Genomic DNA, 17814 nt, shown 5'->3' on the forward strand with positions numbered 1-17814 from the left:
AGATGATACAGTCGCGCACTACGTCGATTGCACAGGTTGGACGATAGGCATACCCCTCGACATTGACGTGGGCGCATCACTGGCGCCGCACGTGGGGTCTGGGCCGGGGCTCTGGATGTGCAGTGCGCCCTTCTGGTCGACGCTGGCGGGATGCTGCGGCGCTGACCCAGGTTGAAGAGAGGGAAGACAGCGCTTAGTCGATGTGGCTAACCAGGTACCCTGGGTCGAAGTCCACCAGTTCGATCAGTCTCCTGCGATCCAGGAATTCGACAATCCCGTTGCGAAAAGACAGAAGACCGCTGGTCCTCATGTCCTTAAGCACGCGATTAATGTGCACCGTCGATAGGCCCACAGCATCGCCGATGTCGGACTGCTTCAGAGGACAGACGAAGCCGTCGAAGTCCGCTCTTGCGTTCTCGCTTGCACGAGCAGCCAGCTCCAGAAGCAAGTGCCCCGTTCGTTCAAGCCCATCGCGCCGGCCGATGTTTGCGATACGCTCGGACAGACGCGCCAGACGCTTGATCATCTCCGTAATGACAATCTTGGCGAACTGCGGGGTGAGGTCCGATCCACGTCCGAAAAGACGGCCCGGAAATTCATAGAGACTGACCGGAGACAGAGCCCGGATCGTCTCCTGCGCAAGGGCAGAGGATGTCGTGGAAATCAAGTCGCCGCGAAGAGCGAACTCGGTGACGATCCGGGTGCCGTTTGGCAGGATCTTGGCGCAGATCGCCCAGCCCGTATTGATGAAGAGGATCGATGATTCCTTATCGCCGGGCTCGAAAATTGTGGCCCCGGCGGGATATTGGCGCAAACACGCCCCGGCCAATTCGTTGGCTGTATGACCATGCTGGCTGTCCGCCGCCAGCATGTGTTTCGGCAGATCATCTATTCGCATGCGATTGCCCCACCCCCGTCCAACTCAATGGACACTAAGTCATCCTTAACAACACTCTCTCCGTCATAACGTCGGTTATTTCACACTGCGCTAATTCAACACTATTTGTTCGAGTTTGAAAACGATTTCGTTGATCGTTGTCAAAATTCGCCTACCTTTCCAAGCGACACGTACTCCTGTAGGTTTTTTTTGCTTGCCTTGCATGACGGCCATTCGCTCACGGTTGCGCCAGACGATGGCGGCTCCAGCTCATCGGCTCATCCGCCGTCGTTTCCGACGCCCGTAACCGATCTCTCAGCGCCCGAACCGCATCAGTTCCGGCGGCCAAACCTGCCGCTTGTGTGGTCTCGTCGATCCCGCTCTCCGCGGCCTCTGCGAGAAGTAAGGCAACGCGCTCCGGCGTGATCGCCGGTCCATCGGCGAAATAGCGTTCCCGCCCCACCGACCGAAAGAAGCTTGCAACTTTCGGGTCCCAGCCAAGGCCGACATGCGGAATTCCGAGGGCGTAGGCCGCGATGCAGGCATGCAGCCGATGGGCGAGAACAACTGAGTTCGATCGAAGCATCTCCAGGAGTTCCCGGGGCGTGCGGGAGCGCGCCGCCAGGTGCAGCATCCCGACGGCACGACTGGGTGCGATCCGGCTGTCGCAGAAAACCCGCTCGGCGAAAGCCTGGTCTTCGCGCGCGCCGTTCGAAAAGAGGTGAACACGGTCACCACGCAGGACGAGCATTCGAACGAGTTCGACGTATTCCCCGACCGTGCGGAAGCAAATGCGGTGGGGCCGCCTGCCGGAATGGCGCGCCAGGATCATGGGGTCGGTAACGCAGATACCGACGACGCGCTCGCCACCACTCACAGAAGCCACGGCGCTTGTGGCCAAGAGATCGCGAGCGAACAGGCCGGGGTCAGGCACGACCAACGGCACTTGTCCGCCGGGGAAATGCCGCTGCCAGTTGTCGCGCGACGCAGTGTCACGGACCGACAAGTAGATGAGATTGGTGTTTTGGATCTGCTCAAACAGCTGAAGCGCGCGCGGCGACCAAGCCCCGCTGACACCGACGGCATAGACCGCGAACGGTTTGCCGTTGCTGCGGACCCTGTCCAGCAATGTGCCGATCTTGAGCGGAAAATTGAGGTCATCATCCTGGAATAAATTGCCACCGCCGAGAACAACAGCATCGGCGTCGGCAATCTTTCTGTCCCATTCATCGCCCAGTGCGCGCAGCTTGGAGCGGAGGGCATATGTTACGGCTAAACGGCGGGCGAAGGATGGCAGGACATGCAGCGCCCGGACGGCGGACCGTCGATGCGGGGTAGTCGCGCCGAAGCGTACGCGCCCCGCTAGATCAATGGTCTCCACCTCAATGCCGCCGTCGCGACACAGCACCTCTTCCAGACACTGCGCCAGAATGCCGTCCCCCAGATTTTCGCTGAATTTCACATTGAAAACTACAATCTTCATGACAAGACCTCCATGGAGGCGGTCCGCCGCAACTGACGCTGCTGCCACTTCGCAGGACCGGCCACGGATGAAGGCACGGCAAAGGCGGCGAGGCTGCCGGTCAGAACGTAGAACATTGTGCCCATGTCATAGACTGTGCCGGAAATCGCTGACGTCGCGACCATCGCCAGCACACCGGCCTTGCAGGCGCGGACGACGCAGAGCAATTCGCTGTCCGCAGACAGGTGCGTCCGCGCGCCCAGCACGGCAAGCACGAAGATCAGGAAGAGGAGAAAACCGAGAACACCGACATTGGAGAGCAGAACCAGGACATAGCTGGAGGCACGGGCGCTTCCCAGTCCGGCGCCAAGTCCGTAAGTGTCGAGGAAAGTCTTGTACGCCATTGTGTTCCAGAGAGTGCGCTCGCGGCCCGACTGGCTGTCAGCCTTCGAAAGCAGCATCTCGTCCAGGAAATCCTGCATGCTTTCCGTGATGCCCGGAAAAAGGACGACAAGAATGAGAAGCAACGATGGAACGACCGCGACCGCCACGACCAGAAACGCCGGCCGGGCCATTGAGGGCTTTCGAAGACCGGTCGCAAGCGCCCGAAGCCAAAGAAATGGAACCACGACGATGATCCCGACCAGGGCGGTCGCCGAAGTGGATAGCAGTAGAGCCGCCAGCGAGAGCGCCGCGAGCGTTCCCGTCGTCCACGATCGCACGCGGTCGAGCCACAAGCTGGCAGTCGCGGCAAAAAGCACCAGCGTGTAGCCAGCAAAGGTCGACGCCTCTGGGAAGGTTCCCGAGATGCGTTTGAGACCACCCTTTTCCGATCCTGTCAGTAGAGCGTAGTTCGCTGTCCTGAAGAAGCTCATGATATGTTCGGTCCGCGTGAAGTACGTTATGACGTCAACGATCGCGAAGACCAGGTTTATCGCGGCCAGAAGTACGATCGCCCCAATGAGGTGCCTTGGCGTACCGGCTCGGCGGAAATAGGCGAAAGCGGCGGCGAACGCGACCACTCCTCCGACAGAATAGACCGATTGAGTGATATTGTTCGACGAGAAGCGCAGCGGCGTAAGCGTGATGAAATTTCGCCCGTTCGCGACCCGCTCGACCGTCATCGTCTCCGTGATGCCCTGGAATATGCGAGGGAAAAAGATCGCCGTCAGCAAGCCGAAAGCGGTAAGCAGCAGAAGCCAGAAGCCGGCTCGGGGTGGCTGAAGGGCCGCGAGGAAATAATTCTCGCCGGCGGCCATGAACAGACGCAGGGCGAAGAAAGGCAGAAAGAGGCTCGGCACGAGAACGGTAGCGCCTCCGAGCATCGGCAAGCTCAATGCCGCAGCGGCGCCGAACAACGTCGACAACACCATCACGGAAAAGGACCAGTGGATCGGCGCGGTCAGAATGACAACGCCGGTCACGATCGTGATTATTCCCATCAACTCGAGATTCATGATCCGGCCCCCCCGGGCGGTACAGGTAGGCCACTATCGGATGGGCTGGCCCCACTGCCCCTTCTCCCTTCGGATCCTATTGTCATTCCAACAAAAATCAGGGGAAAGGGAAAGCTGACCATATTCATACTCCGCAGCTAAGCCTTTTGCGGTAGCGGGCGAAACGAATTCAGCTCTATCCCGTCGCTAGCCGTACCGACTACGAAAATGGGATGTTCGCTTCACATAAGAGCCATGACCGCGTCCCACGGGGCAGCGGCTTTCATCGCCGTCCAGGGCTGGCGTCTCTGCTTGCGGTCGCGCTGCTGCTGAGCCATGCCGTGAACGCGAACGGTGATGACGAAGGCGATACGGGTGATCTGCTCGATACCGAGCGGATGAGGCTCGCATTCAGCGAGGAGTTCTCGCAACTGGACGTATCGGAATGGGGACCGGGAACGCGCTGGATTGCGCACACCCCCTGGTCGGGAGATTTCGGCGGAGCGCGTTTCGCCGCACCGCGCCCTGATTTCCCCTTCACCCTGGAGGATGGCGTCCTGCGTATCGAGGCAAGACGGGACGAGCGGGGAGAATGGCGCTCGGGGCTGCTCGCATCCGTCGACACGAAGGGCCAGGGATTTGCTCAGCAATACGGATATTTCGAGATGCGCGCACGCCTGCCGACCGGGCCGGGCGTCTGGCCTGCCTTCTGGCTGGTAGGCCTCGATCGATCGCAATACACCGCGGAGATCGACGTGCTCGAATACTATGGTGACAGACCGGACGCTTTTTCGTCCGTTGTCCATGTCTGGCACCGCGACGGACGGCACTATTCGCAAGGCAAGCGCATCGACGTCTTCCGTGAGGCCGATGCAAGCGAGTTCCACACCTATGGTGTGAAAATCGATGCGTCGCAGATACGGATATATTTCGATCGCAAACTGGTGTGGAAGACACCGACACAGGTCGAGCATCGCCAGCCGATGTATGTCCTTTTGAATCTCGCGCTCGTCGAGAAGGAGAGCAAGAACGCTGCCTCCGATCCCTCCTACATGTTCGTGGATTACGTCCGCGCCTACAGCTTCAAGTGACGGCGCGATCATGCTGTGTTGACGCATCGCCGGCATGTCGCGGAGCGGCGCCGTTTTGGGGACCTTTGGCCGAGTCCCGTACGTGACCCGGCCGGACAAATGTAGGTGCAGGTCCCCCAACCGTATCGGTCAAAGGGATTACGTGGCGGGTACGATCGCTAAATCGGTTCAGCCCAATGAGCATCTATTCATTTCTTCCGATCATGGAATTCTGAGACTTCAGCGACAGCAGTCCAAGTCGTGACGGCGCGGTGCCAGGCTCGTTGGACTCTGTTTCTACGATCCGGATGCAAGGGGGGGGGCGATGAACTATTCCATGGGCCATAGGGGTAATCGCGCCAGTGCCGCGTCGCGCAGGCAGGGGGCGCTCCCCTATGACAGGGAACGAAGCGTTCACGACGTCTTCGGCCAGCAGGCGAGAGCCAATCCCTATTCCAAGGCGGTTGCGTTCGGCGCTCAGTTGCTGACCTATGGCGAACTCGATCGTCTGTCGCACGCGCTGGCCACCTATCTTGTGAAGCTCGGCATACGAAAGGGCGACATCGTCGGCCTTGCCTTGCCGCGCAGCCTTTCCACGGTCGTCGCCAAGCTCGCGATCCTGAAGGCGGGCGGCGCCTACCTGCCCATTGATCCGGCCTTCCCTCTCGAGCACCTCAACTATGTGATCGGTGAATGCGCGCCGAAGGTCATCTTCATCGACGACATCCATGGCGAGCATGTGCGCGCGCTTCCCGAGGTACGGGGCGCCACGGTCAATCTCGACGCGCTGCTTCCGACCCTTGCCGTCGATGCTTCGATGCAGTTGCCCGTCGTCGACGGTGGCGACATCGCCTACGTCATGTACACGTCCGGATCGACCGGACGACCGAAGGGCGTGGCCATCCCCCATCGCGGGATCACGCGGCTGGTGCTCGACCAGAACTTCATCGCTCTCGGCCGCGACGACGCGGTGCTACACACCGCGACGATATCCTTCGACGCCTCGACATTCGAGATCTGGAGCGCCCTGCTCAACGGAGCGGCCCTCATCGGCATGCCGAAACCGAGCTTCTCGCTCGGGGATCTCCGCGAGGTGATCCGCGAGAACGATGTGAGCGTCGCATTGCTGACAACCGGCATGTTCAACCTCTTCGCCGATTTCGCCACCGAACCGCTACCGGGCCTGCGCCAGGTCCTGTTCGGCGGGGAAGCAGCGTCGTCCGAGCATGTGAAGCGGTTTCAGATGGCTCACCCCGATTGCATTTTGACCAACGCCTATGGGCCAACGGAATGCTCCTGCATCGCGACCGCCTACACGGTCCCCGAGGACTTCGACGGCCTGGAACTGCCCATTGGCGAGGCGATCGCCAATACAAGCATCCTGATCCTCGACGAAGAACTGCGCCCCGTCCCCGCGGGCGTCGACGGTCAGCTGGCGCTCGCCGGGGACGGACTGGCCGTCGGCTACACACATCGGCCGGACCTCACCGAGGAGAAGTTCGTCATGATCGAGACGCCCGAGGGGCCACTGCGCTGCTACCTGACGGGAGATCTCGCCGTGATGGACGAGAATGGAACCGTCTTCTTCAAGGGTCGTAGCGACAGGCAGATCAAGATCAACGGCAAGCGTATCGAACTGGACGAGATCGAGGCCGCGATCCGTCGCGATCCCCGCCTGCTGGACGGCGTGGTTATCTGCCATTCGCAGGGTCCTTCCATCAAGAGGATCGTCGCCTATCTGCGGCCACGGCAGGAAAGCGACATCGGCAATCCCAACTTCGTGCCGGCCTTCATGGAGCGGCTGCGCCATGCGTTGCCCGCCTACATGATCCCGAGCGCGGCGATCGTGCTTGCCGAGCTGCCGTTGACGCCGGCCGGAAAGGTCGACCGCGCCAAGCTACCGCCGCCGCTCGAGGTCGCCAAGCCCGCGGCGCCCAAAAGCCGCAGCGAGGAGTTGCTGACCGGCCTCTGGCGAAACGTGCTTGGCATCGAGGACATACCGCTCGACCGCAATTTCTTCGATCTCGGGGGTACATCGCTCCAATTGCTAAGGGTGCAGGCCGGCATTCTCGCCGAACTCGGGCGAAACGTGGACGTTTTCGTCCTCTTCAAGCATCCGACCGTCCGTGAACTGGCACGGTTTCTCGACGGAAAAATACCGAAGGCCGCGCGGTCGATGACCACCGATCAAAGGGCGGCTTTGCAGAGAAAGAGCATGTCCCAATTCCGCAGGAGCACATCATGACGGGGAACGGCAAGCTCGTGCAGGTTCTGGCCGGCGGCCTGGAATCGGACGAACCCAGCGCAGCGGACGGCATTGCGATCATCGGCATGTCCGGCCGGTTTCCGGGTGCACCCTCGGTGGAGGCGCTGTGGTCGCTCGTCGAGCGAGGGGGCAACAGCTTCAGGTCCTTTTCCCCGACCGAGATTGAGGATGCCTTTACCGACGAGGAGCGCGCCGGTGCGGATTATGTCGCTTCGCGCCCCTGTCTCAGCGATATCGAGATGTTCGATGCCGAGTTCTTCGGGATGTTCCCGCGCGAGGCGGCGGTCACCGATCCGCAGCACCGCGTCTTCCTCGAGATCTGCTGGGAAGCGCTGGAAGGCGCGGGCTACGATCCCTATCGCCGCTCGGAAATGGTGGGTGTCTTCGCCGGCTGCTCGATGCCGACCTATCTTCTCAACAACGTGCTGGGCGACCGCGCCAAGGTCGAGGAGTTCACCTCGAACTACCAGATCGGCTGCTTCAACCAGATCGTCGGCTCGATCACCGACGCGCTCGCTACCCGCGTCGCTTACAAGTTCAACCTGCGCGGGCCGGCCTTCACGATCCACTCGGCGTGTTCGACGTCGCTGCTCGCGGTTTCGCAGGCCTGCCAGAACCTGCTGACATATAGCTGCGACATGGCGCTGGCGGGCGGCGTGTCCGTCACGATCCCGCAGAAGCGCGGTTACATCTACCAGGAAGGCGGCATGGTATCCCGCGACGGGATTTGCCGCCCCTTCGACGCCGGCGCGAGCGGAACCGTGTTCGCGAGCGGTGCCGGCGTAGTGTTGCTCAAGCGGCTCGACGATGCCCTTCGGGATCGCGACCGCATCTATGCGGTCATCCGCGGTTACGGGGTGAACAACGACGGCTCCGACAAGGTCGGGTTCACAGCGCCGAGCGCGGAGGGACAGGCCGAGGCAATTTCCGTGGCGCTCGCCAATGCTGGTATCGAGCCGAACACGATCGGCTATGTAGAATGCCACGGGACGGCGACGCCACTGGGCGATCCCATCGAATTCGCCGGCCTGCAGCTCGCCTTCTCCTCGATCGCCGAGAAGAGGGGGCGTTGCGCGCTCGGTTCGCTCAAGGGCAATGTCGGCCATATGGACGCGGCTGCGGGCGTGGGCGGGCTGATCAAGGCCGCGCTCGCGCTTCACTACGCGAAAATCCCGGCCATGGCCAACTACGCGGAGCCCAATCCGCGCATCTATCTGAACGACAGCGCCTTCTACATACCGACGAGCACCTCGGCATGGCCGGATGCATCGGCGCCCCGGCGGGCCGGGGTCAGCTCGTTCGGGGTCGGCGGCACGAATGTCCACGTCGTGCTGGAGGAAGCGCCTCCACCCCAACCCGTCGCGGCCAGCCATGTCGAGGGTCCCTTCATCCTGCCGTTGTCGGCCCGCACGGAGGATGCGCTGACGGCGGTTCGCCACAATCTCGCCGCCCACCTGCGGGCGAATTCCAAAATAGTCCTGCCCCTGGTCGCGCGCACCCTGCAGACCGGCCGCCACGCGTTCAAGCACCGCACCGCGGTGGTGGCGAGCACGACTGCGGAGGCCATCGACCTCTTGAGCGCCGATCGGATGAACATCAGCCAAGCCGAGGACGTGGCTCCGCCCGTCGTCTTCATGTTCCCGGGACAGGGATCGCAATATGTCGGCATGGGCGCCGAGCTCTATCAACGGGAGCCGGAATTCGCGCGCTGGATCGATCGCGGCGCCGAAGTGCTGAAGATGAGCTACAGCATCGACGTGCGCGACTACATCTGCCACACCGGCCAGGTCACCGAGACGATGGCGCAGGAACAGCGCGAGACGCGCATTGCCCAGCCCTGCCTCTATCTGGTCGAGCATGCCATGGCGCGGCTGTGGATGAACCGCGGCCTGATGCCGACTGCGATGATCGGCCACAGCGTCGGAGAATTCGTGGCAGCGACGATCGCCAACGCCATCTCCTTCGAGGATGCGCTCCGGCTCGTCGCGACGCGCGGCCGGTTGATGCAGAAGCAGTTGCCCGGCGCGATGGTATCGGTTCGCTGCGATCCGGAAACGGCACAGCGCCATCTGCGCGGCTCTGCCGAAATCGCGGCGATAAACGCGCCGAAACTGTGCGTAATCTCCGGGCCGTTCGAGGATATCGACGCGGTCTGCGCCGCTCTGGAAAAGGCCGGGATCGCCTTCAGCCGGCTGCACACCTCCCATGCGTTCCACTCCGCGATGATGGAGCCGTGCATTGATGACCTGCGCGAACAGGCGGCGAAGGTGACCTATGGCACGGCGACCGTTCCGTACATCTCCTGCGTCACGGGCGGATGGCAGACCGACGAGGCCGGATCCTCGCCCGACTACTGGGCGCGGCATTGCCGGGAGGCCGTGCGTTTCGCCGATGGCCTCGTCACGCTCTGCAGCGAACAGAAGCCCGTCCTGCTTGAGGTCGGGCCGGGCCGCACGCTATCGACTTTCGCAGCGCAGACGATCAGTCGCGGCGGCGCGGCGGCCATCGTGCAGTCGATGCCGGAACATGATCGCGCCAACGCGGCCGCCGTCATCCTGGCGGAAGCGCACGGCAGGCTCTGGGCGAGCGGTTGCGAGCTCGCGTGGCCGCCTTTGCCCGTTGCCGCCGAACGCGTCGTGCCCCTGCCCACCTATCCATTCCAGCGTCAGCGTCACTGGATCGACGCGCCCTCGCCCGTGCGGCGAGGGGCGAGCGCGAGCCGCGTCCAATCCCAAATTCCCGAAGCGAAACCAGCAGGCGAGATTGAAACGATGAACGCCGTGAATCCCTTCCCCACTACAAGTCGTATTCCGGAACTGGAGGGTGCACTCATCACGCTCCTCGCCGACATGTCGGGAGAGGCACTCGATGCCGACAGCAGGACGAGCACGTTCCTCGAGCTCGGCTTCGATTCCCTTTTTATCGGCCAGTTCGCCCAGAAGGTCGAAAAGCAGTTCAGGGTGAAACTGTCGTTTCGCGAACTGCTGAGCAATATCCCGAGCATCGCCGACCTCGCCCGGCACCTGGACCGGCAGATGCCGCCTCCGGCGAAACCCGCCGAAGCGCCGGCCCAGGCGGCCATACCGATGGCCGCGGCGACGCCCGCCGCAGGAGCAGCGGCGGTCTCCGCGCCGGTGTCGGCCGCTCCTCCTCCGATCTCGGCAGTCGCGCCGGTCGCGCGGGCGGAGGGCGGCACCGGCATTGAGGCCATCCTTCAGTCCCAGCTGCAGATGGCACAGGCCCTTTTCACGCATCAGCTTCAAGTGCTTCAGGCCGCCTCGTCGTCCCACCCGCCGTCCCCCCGCGACGCCGAGGTGCCTGTGGCTCCAGAGGCTGCTCCCATGGCCCCCGTGCCTGGGAGCAGCACTGAGGATCAAGCCGAGATCGGAGGAGAGCGAATTCGCCTCTACCGACCCGGCGCCAAGGCGGCGGCTCCCGAACTCACGCCTGAGAAGCAGCGGTTCGTCTCGGATCTCATCGCCGCCTACGCCGCGAAGAACCGGAGGTCGAAGGAGTTCACCGAGAAAAACCGGCGGCGCCTCGCCGATCCCAGGACGGCTTCCGGCTTCCGCGCCGATTGGAAGGAAATGGTCTTCCCGATCGTCTCCGACCGGTCGAAGGGCGCGCGCATATGGGACATCGACGGCCATGAATATGTCGATCTGGTCAACGGCTTCGGCCAGACCGCCTTCGGCCACGCGCCGGACTTCATCGTTGAGGCGATGAAGGCACAGATCGACGCCGGTTTCGCCATCGGACCGCAGACACCTCTAGCGGGCGAGGTCGCGGAGATGCTCTGCGCCACCACCGGCCATCAGCGTGTGACCTTCTGCAACACGGGCTCGGAAGCCGTCATGGCGGCCATGCGCGTGGCACGCACCGTGACGGGGCGCGACTATATCGTTGTGTTCGCCAACGATTATCACGGGCAATTCGACGAGGTGCTGGTGAAGGGCCGCAATCGGTCCGCCAAGCCCGTCGCGCTGCCGATCGCCGCCGGAATTCCGTCCAGCTCGGTCTCGAACATGATGGTGCTTCGCTACGGCGAGCCCGAAAGCCTCGACTGGATCCGTTCCAATGCAAGCGATATCGCGGCCGTCATCATCGAGCCGGTGCAGAGCCGCCATCCGGAGTTGCGGCCGGAGCAGTTCGTCCGCAGCCTCAGGGAAATCGCCACGCAATCGGAATTCGCGCTGGTCTTCGACGAGGTCGTGACGGGGTTCCGCGTCCATCCGGGCGGCATGCAGGCCATCTGGGGCATCAAGGGGGACATGGCGACCTACGGCAAGGTGATCGGCGGGGGCATGCCGATCGGCGTGCTTGCCGGCGAAGCGCGGTTCATGGACGCGCTCGACGGCGGCCACTGGAACTATGGCGACGATTCCGTGCCGATGGTGGCGCCGACCTTCTTCGCGGGAACCTTCGTGCGCCATCCGGTCGTCCTGTCGGCCGCCCGGGCGGTGCTCCGGCACATCAAGGGCGATGGAGCCGCACTCTACGGCCGCGTCGCCGAGCGCACGGAGGCGCTTGTCAGCGAGATCAACGCCGATCTCGAGAAGCGCGGGATCGCGCCTCACATCCAGGGATACAAGAGCTGGTTCGTGACCGATTTCAGCGCCCATGATCCGCTCGGCGGACTTCTTTATCCGTATCTGCGCCTCAATGGCGTGCATATCCAGGACGGTTATCCGTGCTTCCTCACCACGGCGCACAGCGAGGAGGACTTCCGATTCATCGCCAAGGCCTTCCGGGATGGCGTCGACGTGCTGCAGGCGGTGGGCATCCTCTCTCCGAAGGGCGCGGAAGGAAGTGCGACCCTACAGGTGTCGGCGCCTGCGACGACGAACGAGAAGCCGAGCAGACCGGACACGGCGCCATTGACGGAAGCGCAGGCCGAGATCTGGCTCGCGGCGCAGGCCGGCGACGAGGCCTCCTGCTCCTTCAACGAGTCCTTCACACTCAGGCTGGAGGGTACTCTGGACGAGGCGGCGTTCATCGGCGCCGTCAAGGCGGTCATCGGTCGCCACGACGCCCTGCATATCCGCTTCGGCCGGTCCGGCGAAACGTTCAGCTTCATTCCCGATTTCAGCCTCGACCTGCCGGTCCTTGATCTGACCCCGGAGGAGGACGGCGACGCCATCCTCCGGGATATCATCGCGACCGAGGCGCGCATTCCCTTCGACCTGGTCAACGGACCGCTGGCCCGGGCCACGCTCGTGCGGCTTTCCGGCGACAGGCATGCCTTCGTCTTCACCGCCCATCACATCGTCTGCGATGGCTGGTCGATGAACGTGATCATTGAGGAACTGTCCGCCGCCTATTCGGCTGCCGTTCGCGGCGAGGCAGCCCGGTTCGAGCCGGCGCTTTCCTTCGCGGCCTACGCGACCGAGTTTGCGCCGAAATCTGAGCCGACGGGAGAAACCGCGCGCTTCTGGCTGGACCAGTTCAAGGACATCCCCGAGATCCTGGAGATGCCGTTCGACCGGCCGCATCCCGAGCGCAGGACCTTCGCGGGCGGCACCTGCACCAGGACGATCGGCAAGGAGGTATACAAGAGGCTGAAGAAGCGCGGGGCGGGAGCGGGCGCGACGCTCTTCTCCACCCTGCTTGCGGCGCTCCAGGTCATGGTGTCGCGCCTCGCCGGACAGTCGGACGTGGTCATCGCGGTTCCGTCGGCTGGCCAGAGCCTGCTCGATGACCAGATCCTCGTCGGGCACTGCGTCAACCTTCTGCCGCTGCGCCAGTCCGTTCAGGCCTCGTCGTCCTTCGAAGAGCATCTCAAGGCCACGCAACAGCTGGTGCTGAAGGCCTTCGAACACCAGGACTACACCTACGGCACCCTCGTGCGGACGCTCGGCATTCGTCGCGATCCCCATCGGCTGCCGCTGACGGGCATCCAGTTCAATCTCGAACGGGTCGCCTCCAACGCAGAATTTCCGGGCCTAACGGCGAATATCGAGCCCAACGCGAAGGCTTTCTCCAACTTCGACATGTTCCTGAACATGATCGAAGGCCCCGAGGGCATACGCATCGACGTCGACTACAACGCCGACGTGCTTGACCAGGAGACGGTCGAGCGCTGGATCGGCCATTTCACCACGCTCGTCACGGCGTTGGCCGACAGCATGGAACGACCGGTCGCTGAACTGCCGCTTCTGTCGGAGGCCGAACTGGACTGGCTGGCCAACGGCCTGAACCTGAGCGCCGCCGACTACGAACGCGACCAGACGGTGGTCTCGGTCTTCGCGAGGAAGGTCGCCGAGCAGCCCGACGTCGTCGCCGCGATCCATCAGGGCAAGGCGATCACCTATGGCGAACTCGAAGCGCGTTCCAACCAACTCGCCCGTTACATCCTGGCCGTCGTGCCGGAACGCGGACAGCGCATCGCCGTACTTGTCGAGCGCTCGCTCGACATGCTCACAACGCTTCTGGCCGTGATGAAGGCCGGGCACGCCTATGTGCCGCTCGATCCGGAGCACCCCGAAGCCCGCCTGCACCAGACGCTGGAAACCGCGCATCCGGCCGCCATCGTCTGCGACAGCAATGCTCTGGCCGGGCACGCCGGCGAGGAGGTTCGCGTCATCCGTCTCGACACGGACGGAGACGCGATCAAGGAGCATTCCGACGCTCCGCTGGAGGACCTGCCGTCCGATACGGAAGCGCCTGCCTATGTGATCTTCACGTCCGGCTCCACGGGTACGCCCAAGGGAGTGGAGGTCTCCCACCGGGCGCTCGTCAATTTCCTGACATCCATGGCGCGCGAACCGGGCTTCACGAAGGACGACACGATCGTCGCGGTGACGACGGTCTCCTTCGACATCGCCGGGCTCGAACTCTACCTGCCGCTCGTGACCGGCGGCAAGGTGGTCATAGCCGATCGCGCGCAGGTTCAGGACGGGTTTGCACTCGTTCGGCTCGTCGAGGAAAGCCGCGCCACGGTGCTGCAGGCGACGCCTACACTCTGGCAGATGCTGGTCGAGGCGGGCATCGGCAAGGTGGGCGGCAAACTGAAGATGCTGTGCGGGGGTGAGCCGCTTCCGAAGGACCTGGCGAAGGCGCTCGTCGGCATTGGCGCGGAACTGTGGAACATGTACGGCCCGACCGAGACGACGATCTGGTCCTCCGTGCAGCGTGTTCTCGACGACGATGCTCCGATCACGATCGGTCATCCGATCGCAAACACCGAACTCCACATCATCGATGGCACGGGTCGGCTGGCGCCGATTGGCGTCGCCGGGGAGCTGCATATCGGTGGAGACGGCCTTGCCCGCGGCTATTTCGAACGGCCGGACCTGACCGAGAGAGCCTTCGTCGCATGCGACATAGGATCGGGCAGCGTTCGCCGGCTCTACAGGACGGGCGACGTTGGAAAACGGTTGGCCGACGGCTCGCTGCAATTGCTGGGTCGCCGCGACAACCAGATCAAGCTGCGCGGCTTCCGCATCGAGCTGGGAGACATAGAGTCCGTCGTCGCCCAGGTCGCCGGCGTGCGCCAATGCGCGGTGATCGGTGTCCGCAACGGCAAGGGCGACCCGGCTCTGGTCTGCTATTTCGTCACCGAGCCGGGCGTTCCGGCTCCGTCGGTGGAAAGCCTCGCGGCCCATGCGCGATCGCAGCTTCCGACCTACATGGTGCCGGCCTACTGGCAGCTCGAGCAGGCTCTGCCGCAGACCGGAAACGGCAAGCTCGACCGCAACGCTCTGGTGAAGCGCGGCCTGCCACATCGCGAAACGGTGGCTGTCAAAGTCGCGCCGCGTACCGAGATGGAGAAGAGGCTCGCCGGGATATGGAAGGCCGTGCTCAACATGGACGACATCGGAGTCGAGGACAACCTCTATGCGCTCGGCGCGGACTCGCTGACGATCTTCCGCATCGCCGCGCGCATGCTGGACGAAGGTCTTCCACTCGAGGCCAAGCACCTGCTGCGTCATCCATCGATCGCGGAACTGGCGGTCTTTGCGGAGGAACTGGAGCAGACGGACGTGGAGGAAATGGCCCACCAGATCCCGTCGCTGGCTGATTTTCGCAACGGCGCGCGTCGTGGAATGGGAGCCGTGCTATGAACCAGATGGGAAGTATCACCCCAGCTCCCGATGCAACCACGGCAATCGTCGGCGAATTTCCCTGCACCCAGACCCAGCTGCGTTGCTGGGTGCTTGATCAGCTGAATCCGGGGAACCCGGCACTGAACGTTGCCGTGCGCTGGGAGATCCGCGGGGTTTTCAAGGCATCGACGATCGAGGCGGCACTGCGCAGGATCATCCAGCGTCATGAGATCCTGCGCACGCGCTTCATCGAACGCGACGGCAGCCCCTATCAGCAAGTCGTCGAGAGTATCGACTTCAGGCTGTCGGTCATCGATCTCAGGAACATGCCGGCCGAGCAGCGCGAGCAGCGGATCCTCTCCATCGGGGAGGAGACGGCTTCCGCCCCCTTCGATCTTAGCCAACCCGGCCTCATTCGCGTGTCGCTGCTGATCGTCGAGAACGAACGCGCCTTCATCCTGATCACCGCGCACCAGAGCTGCTTCGACGGATGGTCGATCCGCGTGCTGGGCAGGGAGGTCGGAGAAATCGCGGCGGCAATCGATGCGGGGCGGGCCCCGGACCTGCCCGAGCTTCCGCTGCAATACGGCGACTTCGCGCTGTGGCAGAAGGCGTATCTGGACAGCTACGGTTTCGAGACCGAGAAGACCTTCTGGCGGGAACAACTGGTCGGCGCGCCCTATTTCGAAGTGCCGTCGGATCATCCGCGCAAGGCGCAGAAGACGAATAACGGGAATATCATGTCGGTCGCGAAGCCGCTGGAATTCGGCGAGCGGATCGAGAACGCTGCCCGCGCGAACCGCGTGTCGCTCTACAGCTACGGCGCGGCGGTGATGAGCGCGATGCTTCACCGCTTTACGGGCGCCACCGACGTCCTGTTCGGCACGCAGATCGCCGGGCGCGACCATTCCGACCTGGAAAACCTGATCGGCGTCTTCATCAACAACCTGGTGCTTCGCTTCCATGTCGCGCCGGATGCATCCTTTCTCGACCACCTGCGCGTCTCGGGCGAGGTCGTGGCGGCCGCGCTCAACCATCAGCGCATGCCGTTCAACAAGCTGGTCGAAGTGGTCAATCCGCCCCGGGACCCCTCGCGCAATCCGCTGATTTCGGTCAACTTCAACCTGCAGAAGGCCTTCCTCGAGGATCGCCGCTACGGTTCGTTCGAACTCATCAGCGCGCCGTCGCAATCGCCGGGCGTCATTTACGACCTGAGCTTCATCATGATCGGCCGGCCGTCCGGCTGGCGGATGTCGATCGAGTACAATACGGATCTCTTCGACCGCGGGACCATCGAACGGCTTCTCCAGATGTGGCAGGATGCCTACGAGCTCGCGCTCGGCCAGCCGACGGCGCCGCTGTCATCGCTCGTCGCCCCCGGGCCGCGCGAGTCTCCCGACCCGGCCGGCGTGCGGGTCGAGGCCGCGCCGGTCATCGATCTCTCCGACGCGCGCCGTGCCGAAGCCGGCGAGACCACGGCGGCCGACATGCGCGCGCCGATGTCTTCCGCCGATCGTGTCGCGGCGCTCGCGGAGATCTGGGCCCGGATCCTGGATGCTAAATCTGTCCGACCGGAAGACGATTTCTTCGCGCTCGGTGGGCATTCGCTGCTGGCGCTGAGGATGCTTTCGGCGGTGAAGGAGCGATTTGACGTCAGACCCAATCTCGAGCTCCTTTTCCGGGCACCGACCCTCGGCGGCTTCGCGCGCGCGGCCTTCGGCGACGACACCCTGGAAGCAACGGTTCCGGCGGCGTCCGGCGCCTGGAAAGCGACCCTCTACAAGAGAGGGACTGGCCGGTGCACAGTCTTCACGCTGAACCATCCCTTCCTCTACTACCGTCTCGCGAGCGAGCTCGCCGACACGGTGTCCGTCTACAACGTCAACCTGCTCCAGGGGGCGCCATATTCCGGCACGGACCTGTCGTCCCTCGAGCGGATCGCCGGGGACGCGATCGCGGCGATGCCGCTCGACGACGCGAAGGGGCCGATAGCGGTCGTCGGTCTCTGCGTCAACGGTGTGCTCGCGGTCGAGGTCGCGCGACAGCTCAGGGCGGCCGGCGCAGACGTGGCGTTCACTGCCGTCATCGATTCCTGGGCTCCGGGCTATTTCCGCTCGCTGCCGAAGGTTCGGCAGCGTTGGTGGAATACGGAAAAGCGCATCCGGCGCATCGGCCATTTCACGGGCCGGCTCTTGACCGGGCGCATGCGGCCCGTCGCCTTCCTCAAGGAATTCAATGTCACGCTCGGGCTCATGCGGATGCTGGGTGCCAGAGCCGCCGAGGCGTCCAGGGAAGAACAGGCGAACGCGGACGCGACGGAAATCCTCGTCCGGGCGGCACGGAACTACCGGGTGGCGGAGGCGCGAGACCTGCAGCTCTTCCGCAGCCAGGCCAACCATCGCCGCGCGGGCACTTTGCGGTTCGGCTGGGAAGATGCCCTCGATGGCAACGCCGGCGTGATCGACCTCGAGGGTTGGCACGAGAATTCTCTGACGTTCGACGGCATCCGCCGGCTTGCCGCCTCGATCGAGGAGCGGCTGCAGATCAGCCAGGACTGAGATGGAAACGCTCGCCACGCCTCGGGACGAGAGGAGGTCGTCCGCAACGGATCCATTGCGGATCGGATTTCTCGTTGCGGCGAACCATGGGTTCGAGAAC

Annotated in this window: 7 protein-coding genes; 4 read left to right on the top strand and 3 right to left on the bottom strand. The window is 63.5% G+C overall.

The window, feature by feature from the left end; all coding sequences use genetic code 11:
• Window positions 1–193: 193 nt before the first annotated feature.
• The 3 genes from AC07Y0_RS18310 to AC07Y0_RS18320 all read right to left on the bottom strand — a co-directional run bounded on the left by AC07Y0_RS18310 (window position 194) and on the right by AC07Y0_RS18320 (window position 3796).
• Window positions 194–898 (bottom strand): Crp/Fnr family transcriptional regulator, encoded by a 705-nt coding sequence (locus AC07Y0_RS18310; protein WP_498679136.1) that lies wholly within the window; start codon window positions 896–898, stop codon window positions 194–196.
• 217 nt (window positions 899–1115) lie between these two features.
• Window positions 1116–2360 carry a polysaccharide pyruvyl transferase family protein gene (locus tag AC07Y0_RS18315; RefSeq protein WP_498679137.1) on the bottom strand — a complete coding sequence of 415 codons (1245 nt, stop codon included), beginning with the start codon at window positions 2358–2360 and terminating at the stop codon, window positions 1116–1118.
• Window positions 2357–3796 (bottom strand): hypothetical protein, encoded by a 1440-nt coding sequence (locus AC07Y0_RS18320; RefSeq protein ID WP_498679138.1) that lies wholly within the window; start codon window positions 3794–3796, stop codon window positions 2357–2359. The genes AC07Y0_RS18315 and AC07Y0_RS18320 overlap by 4 nt, the downstream gene beginning before the upstream one ends.
• Window positions 3797–4008: 212 nt before the next feature.
• Between AC07Y0_RS18320 and AC07Y0_RS18325 the strand changes: the two genes are divergently transcribed.
• From AC07Y0_RS18325 to AC07Y0_RS18340, 4 genes are all read left to right on the top strand, one after another.
• On the top strand, window positions 4009–4866 hold the full coding sequence (locus tag AC07Y0_RS18325) for a glycoside hydrolase family 16 protein (RefSeq protein WP_498679139.1): 858 nt from the start codon (window positions 4009–4011) through the stop codon (window positions 4864–4866).
• 304 nt (window positions 4867–5170) lie between these two features.
• Window positions 5171–7090: an amino acid adenylation domain-containing protein gene (locus AC07Y0_RS18330; RefSeq protein ID WP_498679140.1), complete on the top strand. Its 1920-nt coding sequence runs from the start codon at window positions 5171–5173 to the stop codon at window positions 7088–7090.
• Window positions 7087–15174 carry an amino acid adenylation domain-containing protein gene (locus AC07Y0_RS18335; protein WP_498679141.1) on the top strand — a complete coding sequence of 2696 codons (8088 nt, stop codon included), beginning with the start codon at window positions 7087–7089 and terminating at the stop codon, window positions 15172–15174. The genes AC07Y0_RS18330 and AC07Y0_RS18335 overlap by 4 nt, the downstream gene beginning before the upstream one ends.
• Entirely contained in the window at window positions 15171–17714 is a 2544-nt protein-coding gene (locus AC07Y0_RS18340) for a condensation domain-containing protein (protein ID WP_498679142.1), read from the top strand. Before AC07Y0_RS18335 ends, AC07Y0_RS18340 begins: the two co-directional genes overlap by 4 nt.
• Window positions 17715–17814: the final 100 nt, after the last annotated feature.

The organism is Allorhizobium sp. GW101-3B10, assembly GCF_059424725.1.